11 protein-coding genes are annotated in these 11769 nt (G+C 39.0%); 3 read left to right on the forward strand and 8 right to left on the reverse strand.

All coding sequences use genetic code 11. The annotated features are described in order from the left end of the window. Positions 1-69: 69 nt before the first annotated feature. Entirely contained in the window at positions 70-681 is a 612-nt protein-coding gene (locus tag IQ228_RS11265; protein WP_193962881.1) for a GerMN domain-containing protein, read from the reverse strand. 978 nt (positions 682-1659) lie between these two features. Here IQ228_RS11265 and IQ228_RS11270 point away from each other — a divergent pair. After that, positions 1660-2424, forward strand: a complete 765-nt coding sequence (locus IQ228_RS11270) for a Uma2 family endonuclease (protein WP_027404327.1) — start codon at positions 1660-1662, stop codon at positions 2422-2424. Between the two features lie 3 nt (positions 2425-2427). On the opposite strand, the gene IQ228_RS11275 is transcribed toward IQ228_RS11270, so the two are convergent. Next, the gene (locus IQ228_RS11275; protein WP_193962882.1) at positions 2428-4098 is read right to left on the reverse strand and encodes a bifunctional serine/threonine-protein kinase/formylglycine-generating enzyme family protein; all 1671 of its coding nucleotides are present in this window, start codon (positions 4096-4098) and stop codon (positions 2428-2430) included. A 258-nt stretch (positions 4099-4356) separates the two neighbouring features. After that, positions 4357-6165, reverse strand: coding sequence for a proline--tRNA ligase (locus IQ228_RS11280; RefSeq protein WP_193962883.1), 1809 nt, complete (start codon positions 6163-6165; stop codon positions 4357-4359). 219 nt (positions 6166-6384) lie between these two features. On the opposite strand from IQ228_RS11280, the gene IQ228_RS11285 reads away from it, so the two are divergent. Continuing rightward, positions 6385-7779 carry a glycerol acyltransferase gene (locus tag IQ228_RS11285; RefSeq protein ID WP_027404324.1) on the forward strand — a complete coding sequence of 465 codons (1395 nt, stop codon included), beginning with the start codon at positions 6385-6387 and terminating at the stop codon, positions 7777-7779. Positions 7780-7872: 93 nt separating this feature from the next. On the opposite strand, the gene IQ228_RS11290 is transcribed toward IQ228_RS11285, so the two are convergent. Further along, entirely contained in the window at positions 7873-8409 is a 537-nt protein-coding gene (locus IQ228_RS11290; RefSeq protein WP_193962884.1) for a hypothetical protein, read from the reverse strand. Positions 8410-8672: 263 nt separating this feature from the next. Here IQ228_RS11290 and IQ228_RS11295 point away from each other — a divergent pair, with 263 nt between their 5' ends. Continuing rightward, positions 8673-8918, forward strand: a complete 246-nt coding sequence (locus IQ228_RS11295; RefSeq protein ID WP_193962885.1) for a hypothetical protein — start codon at positions 8673-8675, stop codon at positions 8916-8918. Between the two features lie 407 nt (positions 8919-9325). Here IQ228_RS11295 and IQ228_RS11300 read toward each other — a convergent pair whose 3' ends face one another. The 4 genes from IQ228_RS11300 to nifV form a co-directional block, all read right to left on the reverse strand. After that, positions 9326-9868: a (2Fe-2S) ferredoxin domain-containing protein gene (locus tag IQ228_RS11300; RefSeq protein WP_193962886.1), complete on the reverse strand. Its 543-nt coding sequence runs from the start codon at positions 9866-9868 to the stop codon at positions 9326-9328. 169 nt (positions 9869-10037) lie between these two features. Further along, positions 10038-10241 carry a putative nitrogen fixation protein NifT gene (nifT, locus tag IQ228_RS11305; protein ID WP_193962887.1) on the reverse strand — a complete coding sequence of 68 codons (204 nt, stop codon included), beginning with the start codon at positions 10239-10241 and terminating at the stop codon, positions 10038-10040. Continuing rightward, positions 10216-10503 (reverse strand): nitrogen fixation protein NifZ, encoded by a 288-nt coding sequence (locus IQ228_RS11310; RefSeq protein WP_027404320.1) that lies wholly within the window; start codon positions 10501-10503, stop codon positions 10216-10218. Before IQ228_RS11310 ends, nifT begins: the two co-directional genes overlap by 26 nt. After that, complete coding sequence (nifV, locus tag IQ228_RS11315; protein ID WP_039201681.1) at positions 10493-11623, reverse strand: homocitrate synthase; 1131 nt, start codon at positions 11621-11623, stop codon at positions 10493-10495. Before nifV ends, IQ228_RS11310 begins: the two co-directional genes overlap by 11 nt. Between the last annotated feature and the right edge of the window lie 146 nt (positions 11624-11769).

Raw genomic sequence — 11769 nt, forward strand, 5'->3', positions numbered from 1 at the left:
GTTGGGGGAGTTGGGGAAGTAGGGGGGGAGAAAGAATTTTCCCAATGACAACTAACAACTGACAACTGACTAAAGCGGATAATTTTTCTGAAAACTTTCGCGGGTGAGAGGTTGTTGTAATTCCACACCTTCACCCCCTAAAACCTCTAAAAGTTTGCCATTGACTTCGATATATACTTTGGCTTTAGGATTTAAGCTGGTAGCAGTATATACAACTTGTCCCACACGCCCCATCATGGAAGTGCTACCTCCACCAGCGGTAAAGTGTTCAGACAAATTCACATGAATATCATTATTTTCTGCTTTGAGTCCCAATAGTTGAGTACCCGGGGGAATAGTAGTAGAGCCTGTGCCTTCACTTCGACCGGCTAATAAAGTTTTAAATGCTGCTTCTAAAACTTGATTGGGTTGGGTAGCAGCAACTTTAAAGGGTTGGGGAACTAAATCCAGGTGATTTTCCTTGGATCTGAGCCAGTATATACTAGCAGTCTGTTGATTGCCCTGTTGGGTTGTTGATTGCTTGATGGGCTGTTTAATAGATTGTGAAGAGTTATCAGGTGTAGGAGGATTGGGCGTTTGGGCAGAAAACCAAGCCACACCACCGCTTACCACTACCACTGCTGCGGAAATAGCTGCTATCACACCGGAAGAAACGCCGTTAGTTCTTTGTTGGTTATTCATAAAACCTCGCGGTAAGTGGGAAACTCAGCGTCTTTAGACCTGAGAGGGATGGTTCGACGCGGCTCACCAGCCGCGACACGAGCAGTTCGACAAGCTCACTGACCACGGTTTTGACCGCTGTGGATGTTAAAATTAAAACCAGATTTTTGATTGGAATCTGGAAACCAACTCCCATTTCTGGGGTAATGTTAGCCTTGACCTGTTATAAGAGCTTGTTAGGCTGAAAGCACTGTTCCAGTGACCTTAGAACTGTTTAACTTACAGCGACAGAGCGGGAAACTGGCTACGCATTTCGAGGTGTCGTGACTCAAATAACGGCTACCCTTAGACTCCCTTCGACTTCGCTCAGGGCAAGCCGCTTAGGGTGGTCTGGTCAGTACAGCTTGCAATTTCTTGCAAGCTCAGTTCCTTTAGGGCTGGGTTACTGACAATATAAAACCTACTGGATTGAGGATGGAAATAGTATTTGTAAGATAAGTAGCCTGTTTATAAACGTTATTCCCCGGTGCAAATCTTGGCTTTTGATCTGGACATGAACTGTTATTGCTAGTTTTGCCTCTTGCCACTCCAATTGTAGAGTGATCTTTACAAGTCCGTTACCTTTCTCTTTATCTAAATCCTATGGTTTCTTGAAAAAACTTTTAAATTAGACTTCAGTAAAATATGGTAAGCAAATCAAATAAGTAGGTTGGCGTTGAAAATTGTCGTTATAGCAAGGCAAGAGGCAAGAGTAAAGAGTAAAGAAGTTTTCAGCGATTTTACGTTTCTTTACACAGGTTGGTTTTATTGTGTTCACCTACTTGGCATTAAATTGTCAATAATGGTGCGTTGTGCTGTCGCTCTAAGCGTAGCCATGCCCTCAATAGCTTTACACACCATACATATCTGCTATATTAATCAAATTTTCAAGGCCAATTTCCCGAAAAAATGAATTGATAAATACTATAATTAGTAATCAATCCCTTATTTGTGGTTGTTATGGTTGTTACTGCTTCGACCCACAAGATTACCTGGGAACTCTTGCCTGAAGATTTTGTTTTAGAAGATGAACCAGTGGATAATGTTAATCAACCTTCTTTAGCCGCTGCACTGACGGAAAGCCTGCAACTGGCAGGGAAACTCCCAGAAACAGCCCTGGCTACGACCAATTACGGCATTTGTACCGTAGTTAATGGCAAAATTGTCATCAAAGCACCTGATTGGGCTTACATACCCAAAATTACTGTGCCTAGAGAGCAAATACAACGTAGTTATACTCCTCACAAACAGGGTGAAATACCGGTTGTGGTGATGGAATTTCTTTCTGACGCAAATGGGAGTGAATATTCTAGTAAAAGGACTTTTCCCCCTGGTAAATGGTTTTTTTATGAAGAGGTGTTAGAAGTTGCAAATTATCTAATTTTTGCACCTGATACGGGTGTTTTGGAAGTTCATCGGTTACAAAGTTCAGGAAAATATCAATTACGTTCCCCTGATGAAAATAACCGTTATTGGTTAGGGGAAATGGATTTATTTATTGGTGTATGGCAAGGAAAGCGCGAAAACCGTGATGGTTATTGGTTGCGCTGGTGGGATAAGGAGGGTAATTTATTATTGTGGGGGTTTGAGTCGGTTGAGAAGGAACGAGGAGAAAAGGAACAAGAAAGACGAGAAAAAGAACAAGAAAGACGAGAAAAAGAGCAGGCTTTACAACGGTTAGCGGAGTTGGAGAAACGATTACGAGATGCGGGAATTGGAGATTAGGAATCACCCAGAAGAACACGCGACTCGAAAACCACTACCGTAGTTACTGCCACCAGCAACTATGTAGTTACGATAGGCACAACGGCAGTTCCCAGCCTCTTGAAGCCAAGAACCACCGCGCAATATGCGTTTGCTATCGTTACTAGTCCAAGCACTACCGTCATTGGGTGCATTTGTATAGTCCCTATGCCAAAAATCTTCGCACCATTCCCACACATTACCGTGCATATTATATAAACCAAAGTTGTTAGGGGGAAATTCGCCTACATCTGTGGTCTGTTTGTATTTGTTATTATGATTAACTACATCTGTATTAATGGCTTCACCGAAGTAAAATGGAGTTGTAGTCTTGGCTCTACAGGCATATTCCCATTCAGACTCGCTAGGTAAGCGATACATTTTACCTGTGTGTTCCCCCAACCTAGCACAAAATTCTTGGGCATCTAACCATGATATTTTTTCCACTGGCAGATTTGCACCTTGGAAGTATGAGGGTTTAGGGTTTAAATCTATGTTGATTTTCGGTAAACTGGCGATTTTTTGCCATTGTGCTTGGGTAATTGGGTATTTTCCGATGTAGAAAGGTGAAATTGTCACGTTATGTTGAGGTTTTTCATTTTTATATCCCTCTCCTTCTGGTGAACCCATAGAGAATGTGCCACCAGGAATACCTACCATTTCCAAAAATAAATTATTTCCTAAATTGTCTCTAAAAACTATGGGTTGTTTCGGGGAAACAATTGTTGTAGTGACTTGCTGGGAGTGATTAGGAGAAATGGTTATTTGTGAAAGTTGCTGTGGTTGCAATACTGATAAAATTTCTGTTGCCGACTGAAAGCGATTTGAGGGTAAGTCTTGCAGCATTTTATCTAATATTATTTCTAAGTCATGATTCACAAATATATATTTTTTCCATATCCATTGCATGACTGTTAAATCAAATAGTGGATCAGTACCATCTGGTTTTTGGAAATATCCTGTTAATAATCGAATACAAGTTACAGCTAAACTATAAAGGTCGCTGTTGGGATAAACTATGCCGCGAAATTGTTCTGGTGGTGCATAACCAGGTGTACCTGTAACTGTTCCCAGTTTGGTGAGAACGTTGTTCCCTACGTCTTTGGAAACTCCAAAATCAATTAGGAATAAAGCGCCTGTTTGCGAATGTTTAATAATATTTTCTGGTTTAATATCTCTATGAATTACTTTATTGTTATGAACAAATTGTAAAATATGTAATAATTCAATTAGGATTTTTTTTACTTCAGATTCGCTAATTTTCCCCTTTTGTCGCAGTTCGTTTAATAAATTTTGACCTTCGATAAATTCTTGAATTAGATAAAGTCTGCCTTCTTGGGGAAAGAATGCGAGTAAATCTGGAATATGGGGATGTTTCCCTAAATCGTTGAGTCTGAATGCTTCTTGTTCAAATAGCTCTGTGGCTTTTTTGAGCGCACCACTTCCTGATTGTTGGGGTAGAAATTGCTTAATAACGCAGTGAGTATCTAATCTCTGTTCGTCTACTGCTAAAAATGTCCGCCCAAAACCACCTTCACCAATAATGCGGATGGCGCGATACCGTTCTTTCAGCACTATTTGACTGCCACAGGATTGACAAAGGATAGTTTTTGGTGGGTTTTGCTGTAGACACGCGGGGTTAAGGCACTGACTCATAAATCCGGTTTGCAGTTAATTATCTCAGTATAATGATAGGATGAGTTTAAGTAAAAATTATTTTAATTGATTAAAGGGTTTCTCTGTAATACTTAAATTTTTGGTAATTTCATGAAATACAGTGGTTTTTGTTCTCATAAAATGCAGTCTAGGGTGGGGAGACTCCACCCCTACGGGTTTGAGACAACTTATGATAGCAGGAATGGGAATAATTCGACTGATTTGGTCTCAGAATACCCAGTTTACAATAGTTGAATGTTAACTTTCTATTGCGTTTTTAATCCATTGTTGCAATGTATTGATAACTTCGTCAATAACAATTTCTTGAGATTCACGATTTGCGCGTTTGACTATTTCGACTTTACCATTTGTAATGGCTCTGCCAGTGACGATTCTGAAGGGGATACCGATTAAATCTGCATCTTTGAATTTTACTCCTGCCCGTTCGTCTCTGTCATCTAATAAGGTTTCTACACCTGCTTGGTTGAGTTCTGTGTAGAGTTGTTCAGCAACGGCGATTTGTTGAGCATCTTTAATGTTAGGAATGATGATGATGGCGTGATAGGGAGCGATCGCTATTGGCCAAATTATGCCATCTTTATCATAGGATTGTTCTACGGCTGATTGTGCTAAACGTGACACACCTACACCATAACAACCCATAACTAAAGGCTTTTCTTCTCCTTGTTCGTTGGTATAAGTTGCACCCATCGCTTGGGAGTATTTTGTCCCCAGTTGGAAGATATGACCGGCTTCGATGCCTCTAGCTGTTTGTAGGGTTTGGGTTGGGTCGTGCAGGGAGCGATCGCCTAATTTTGCCTTACGAATATCTACGGTTAATGCAGGTAATTTAAACTGCTCACCCCAATTTGCGCCAACTACGTGAAAACCAGCTTCATTTGCACCAGTAACAAAATTCTTTAACTCCACAGCGGTTTTATCCACCAACCGCACAAACTGAGAATTTACCTGTTTACTTTCCGCAATATAATCATCACTAAGATCAGGTGCTATGTAACCCAAAGGCAAAGATTTTGCTTGCCATGTTGCTTGAGCCTCAGCATTTGGTACAGTTAAAGTCAGAATAGTTTTAGCACCAAATTGAGGAGCTAATTTAGTTAACTCATTTTGTAATTTAACTTCATTAATTTCCTGATCTCCGCGAATATTTATCAATACCAAAACAGTTAAACCGTTATCATATACAGTTTGATATAAAACGTTTTTGACAATTTGGGTAGGAGAACATTTGAGGAAATTACAAACTTTATCTATAGTTTCTGTTCCCAGAGTTTCCCGTTTTTCGTAACTTGTAAAAGGTGAAATTTCCGCATCTGCTGGTAAAGAAACTGCTTTTTCTACGTTTGCGGCATATTTACCATCTTCAGTGTAGAGAACTTCATCTTCTCCTGCTTCTGCTAACACCATAAACTCTGTCGAACCAGAACCACCAATAGCCCCAGAATCAGCTTCCACAGCCCGAAAAGCTAAACCAGAACGCCGCAACATATTACTATAAGCAGTGTACATTTCCTGGTAAGTTTTTTTCAAACTTTCTTCATCAGCATGGAAAGAATAACCATCTTTCATGATAAATTCTCGTCCGCGCATTAAACCAAACCGGGGACGAATTTCATCACGAAACTTAGTTTGAATTTGATATAAATGGACAGGTAATTGACGATAGGAACGAATCATATCACGGGCAACTGTGGTAATTACTTCTTCGTGCGTTGGTCCTAGTCCTAATTGTTGTTCTCTTCTATCCACAAGAGAAAACATAATTCCCTCAGCCTTAGTATAGGTGTCCCAGCGTCCCGATTCTTGCCATAATTCCGCAGGTTGTAACTGTGGTAATAAACATTCTTGTGCGCCGGTAGCATTCATTTCTTCGCGGACAATTTGGGAAACCTTTTGCAAAACCCGCCACATTAGGGGAAGATAAGCATAAATCCCACCACCAATGCGACGGATATAACCAGCGCGGAGTAACAATTTATGACTGGGTATTTCCGCATCAGCCGGATCATCCCGCAGTGTAACAAATAACATTTGTGATAATCGCATTGTTTTTACCTTTACTTGCTAATTTTGCCAATTAATTATTGAAGATTAACCTATGTCATACCAAATTAAAACGAAGCTGCATAGAATAAAATTTTCAGAATAATTAACCGCAGATAAACGCAGATAAACGCAGATAAATATGAATGATTGTTATTCTGTGCAGCCTCACATAAAATTGGTATCACCTGTCACCTGTTATAACTTGAGGAGATGATTACTGTGTCTGAAGCAATGTATCAAGCACAACCACCTTTAGAATTTATTCCGCCAGCTTTTAACCCTTTGTTGTTAAAGTTGGTACATCTAGTTCTACCTAACTGGATTCGCTGGAAAACACCTATTAGCAACATTGAAGCAGACAATGTTGAAGTTTTGGCGGATTGCTATCAACGGTTTCAGGATGGTAAAATCCGGTTTATGTTGGCGTTTCGTCATCCTCAAACAGCAGACCCTCTTTGTTTAACCTATTTACTGTCCCAAATCTTGCCTAAAGTAACACGAGTTGGGGGTACACAGCTACAATATCCCCTTCATGCCCATTTTATCTATGATCGGGGTATTCCTCTCTGGGCTGGTTCTCAAGTTGGTTGGGTAATTTCCCATTTGGGGGGAACTCCGATTCAACGCGGTAAAGCTGACTGGACTGGGTTGCGTTCGGTGCGGGATTTGTATCTCAATGGTCAGTTTCCCATGGCTGCTGCGCCAGAAGGTGCTACAAATGGTTTATCGGAGATTATTAGTCCCTTAGAACCGGGTATCGCACAGATGGGTTTTTGGTGTGCGGAAGATTTGCAAAAAGCGGGAAGAAATGAGGAAGTTTTAATTGTACCAATTGGCATTAAATATAGTTATGTTAATCAGCCTTGGGATAATATAGCAAATTTGTTAACTGGATTAGAAGCGGCTAGTGGTTTATCTGTGAATCAGGATCAAACTGAGGCTAATTTGGCTGCACTTTATCCCCGATTGTTAGGTTTGGCTGAACATTTATTAGCGGTAATGGAACAATTTTATACTAAGTTTTATCATCAAACATTACCAGATGAAAAAATTACTAATGGGGAAATTATAGATAGAAATGAAGCTTTAGCTTATCGTTTACAAGCTGTGATGAATATTGCTTTATTTATTGCTGAACAATATTTTGATTTACCATCTAGGGGGAATTGGAATGATAGATGTAGACGGGTAGAACAAGCCGGTTGGAATTATATATTTAGGGAAGATTTTAAGGATATTAAATTATTATCACCCATTGAGAAAAGTTTGGGAGATAGAATCGCTGAAGAAGCATATTTTCGGATGTGGCACATGAGATTGGTTGAGAGTTTTGTGGCTGTTTCTGGGATGTATATCCGCGAAAAACCAACGGTGGAAAGATTTGCTGAAATGACTTTACTTTTATGGGATATGGTTAATAAAATTAAGGGGAATATTCCTGTAAATCGTCCACAATTGGGTAAGCAGCAGGTGAGAATAACTGTGGGTGAACCCATTTCTATTTCTCAACGTTATGCGGTTTATAAAGGTAGTCGCGTTGCTGCTAGACAATCGGTGGCTGAGTTGACGACTGATTTACAGCAGGTTTTGGAGGGTTTGGTTGAGAAGGGATGATTTTTTTGCACGCAGAGGCGCAGAGGCGCAGAGAGAAATTAAGAGTGTGATTTAAATCCTCAACTTCCTCTAAAGGTTGAGGATTTGGGTTAGTTATTTGGCACTATTTTTTAATTCGTTCCATGCTTTGACAACTTTATCTAGTTTGTTTGGTAGTTGAGATTGCGATATGTCATTATATTGGGTTGTGGCTTTTTGACTGGTTATGGTATAGGTGATATAATCTGCTGAACCTGGAGGTGCTGGGAAACTCAATTTGTTGAATTGTTCAAATTTGTCTTGGGTTAATAATTTTTCAAATTGTTTAACTTGTTCTCCAGTAACTTTTTTGATACTACGCTCTGAGTCGTTAGCATCACCTGTTTTTGTTCGTATCAGTTGACCGTCTTTTAGTAAAACTGTTTCATAGGTTTTTCCAGCTATTCCCCCACTGGTAATTTCTCTAAATACTCCGTTTTTGTCTAATGGTGGTGGTAATTCATTGGCTGGAATTGGTACGGATTGGATGGTTTTAACGTCTTTGTTAACTTGATACTGTTGGTGGCTGGGATTAGCAACAACAGGCATAGATTTGAAAGTTATTACACTACCTAAAGATAGAATTGTGGTTAATATGAGGATATTTTTCATGATTTCCTTTGTCAGAATACAAGGATGATCAATTGTTATTGACGTTGGGTATTTTTAGATTGTTTCTTTTTGTCTGAATTAGAATTTATAGGATTTAATGATGAAAATATTATACTTCATGAAGCATCATCACCCGCATGGGAATAAATTCCCAATCTCATAGCGAAACTCCGTTAAAACGGACTAAAAGAATTTTGCAGTTTAGAGTTTATAATTAAAATACAGAAATGTTGTCCATAACCTAGTAAATAACATAAATAATTATGAATGTACAACTTGTGGACTCCCTTGTAGAAATTGTTTCCAAATTAACTCCCGAAGATCAGAAACTTTTCTTATCTAAACTTTCTCATATCAATATAATTCTGCCAGCAGAACAGCAAAATTTAACATTAGCAGAAAAAGTAGCACAATTTCAGGAATGGTTATCTCAATTTCCTCAAAGTAGTATTACTCTATCAGATGAATCACTACGTCGAGAAAATATTTATGATGATAGAGGAATATGAAAAGCTATTTACTTGATACCAATATTATTCTTAGATTTGCAAATTCTTAATGAAAAAATTATTCGGCGTTGCTGAATTGAGGTATGAAATTCCCAAATTGAACCTTTAAAACTCAAACCTCAGTGCGTCTACTCTTCAAGATCACGAAGCGTGATTGCGCCTTTGCGTGAGACTAAAATTCATACCCTTAATCAGCAACGCCGGAATTTTAAAGCCTAAAAAAGCAGCAATGTTGAGTCATTTGGATACTTTGCGTCAGGAATGGGAAAGATGAGATATGTTTATGATATCAGTATTTTTATTTACTATCTAGCTGAAGTCGAGGCAGAGCCTCTTGTGATAGCATTCCCAGTCAGAGACTGGGAACGAGATAATTCAAGCAAAATAGTATATTTTGTGACGCTACATCAACCACTTAAATGATTTTCTAGCAAAGATGCGATCGCTTCTGGTTGAACCTTCTTGTATTGTTTTTTACCTAGCATTAAAACACAATTGGGAGCGCTGCTACAGCGTTTTTGACAATCGGTATGTTCAATTATGACTTTATCAGATAAACCGCGATCGCCTAAAGTTTTTTCTAAGTCCGATAATAACCCCTTTCCACCCCGTTTCAGACAACCAGATTTTTGACATACCATAATTTTGGCTTTGGGTTGAGGAAGGAAATTTTCCAGCACACAAAAACCAATTGCTTGAATTTGATAAAGTTGCAGTTTTAGTTTATTGTTACGGAGGTTTAATTTACTAATAGCATCTATGCGAATTTGTTCACCAGGAACTAAGGATAAACCTAGCGAACAACGTAAATTTTTAGGGATTTTCAGTTTAATATTTCCCCCAGAAACTGCTAACTGTAAATGTTTATATTTCCCAGCATCTTTACCCACAAACCCTAAAAACTGTCCCTCAATATTCAATTCCGATAAGGTCAAATATTTTTCACCCATTTGCGATAACTCTATGTTTCAAATAAAAAATAATAAACCCCACATTACCAATTGATAATTAATCCATGTCCCCCTCCTCGCTTGCGGGGAGGGGTGAGGGGTGGGGTTCTTCTATCTCATTCAACCGATAATCACTATAGCTAATAACTAACGGCTGAATACTTGCATTTTAAGGAAGGCGTTTAGCTTCTAAAGTTACGGGTAAACGACTTTTATCGGGAAATTCACTAAATTCTAATTCCCAACCATTAGCTAAAGTGAGAATTTTACCTGCTGCACCATCTGTTTCTTTGACTACTTCTTCTTCTAAATCTTTTTTAGGGACGTAGGCAATTAAAGTACCAGCATCATTCATTCGCAGCATTACTTTCATGTGTTTCCTCAGCAGATTCTAGTTCTCTTTTTCGACAACCGATGATGTACCCTGTTTCCAAAAAATGCACAGCATAGATATAATAAGCTTGCAAAAATGTGCCAATGCTGGAAACATAACCAACATCACCAATGTTTGCTAAAACTTCCCCAATCTCTCTACCTGGAAAAGTTCCATCGTTTTTGATTAGTTTCTTAACTCGAACTTTTTGACCGATTTCAAAAATGGGTTGCGAGTCTAGTTCTATTTCATCACGTTGCATGGGAATACCTTTTTTCGCTGACTAAATTTAATAATTCTTCTGTAGTGAGACTGCGTTTTTTGAGGATTGATTGCTGACGGACTACATCTAAAATAGCTTGGGTTTCTTGAGAATCAAGAAAGATGCCATGCTGTTCTAAGAGATTAGATAATGAATGCCGACCAGAATGTTTACCTATGACTAAACGCCGTTCCCAACCCACATCTTCAGGAGCATAAGGTTCATAAGTAACGGGGTTTTGCAGAACACCATGAGCATGAATACCAGACTCATGAGCAAAGGTATTTTCACCCACAATTGCTTTCCAAGGTTGAACATTAGCACCAGAGGCTTTAGCGACTAGTTGAGATAGTTTTAACAAGTGTTGAGTTTGAATTCCCAAGTCAACACCGTAAATACATTTTAGAGCCATGATTACTTCTTCTAAAGCTGCATTTCCGGCTCTTTCTCCTAGTCCATTAACGGTAGTATTTACAGATACAGCACCAGCTTTGATTCCGGCTAAGGCGTTAGCAGTTGCTAGTCCAAAATCATTATGGGTGTGAATCTCAATAGGAATTGATAGAGTTGATACTAAATGCTTAACTTTCAGGTGAGTTCGGAAGGGATCAAGTACCCCAACTGTATCACAAAACCGAAAGCGAGATGCTCCCCATTCTTGCGATAACATGGCAACATCTTGGAGAAAGTTTTCGTCGGCTCTAGAAGAATCTTCACCACCAACTGATACCCAAAGACCTTGATCTAAGGCGAAGCTAATACAGTCTTTGAGTTTTTGTAAACTTACTCGCCATTGTCCATGAAATTTAGCGGCAATTTGCACTCCAGACACAGGAATAGCAATATGTACTCGTTCTAGTCCACAGGCTATAGAAGCTTTAATATCTGATAATACAGCGCGATTCCAACCTAATAATTTAGCGTTTAAATCTAAGTTACGAATGGCAACAATGGCGCGAATTTCTTCTTCTCCCATCGCCGGAATTCCTACCTCTAATTCATGGACACCAATGGTATCTAGGAATTGAGCGATCGCTACTTTTTCTTCTAAGTTAAAAGCAACACCTGCTGCCTGTTCCCCATCACGTAATGTCGTATCATTAATCATGATTTGATACATTTTCAACATCCCTCTAGCGGAGTTTTTTGTAATATCCTTGTTCGCTACAATTCTTCATGGTGGTAGATGGGCAATAAATTATAAATTGAGCGAATAAATCATGAATCATGATTTACGATCCTTAATTATTAATCAAATATTTCTGT

The organism is Dolichospermum sp. LEGE 00246 (assembly GCF_015207865.1).
In the GTDB taxonomy this organism is placed as follows: Bacteria; Cyanobacteriota; Cyanobacteriia; order Cyanobacteriales; family Nostocaceae; genus Dolichospermum; species Dolichospermum heterosporum.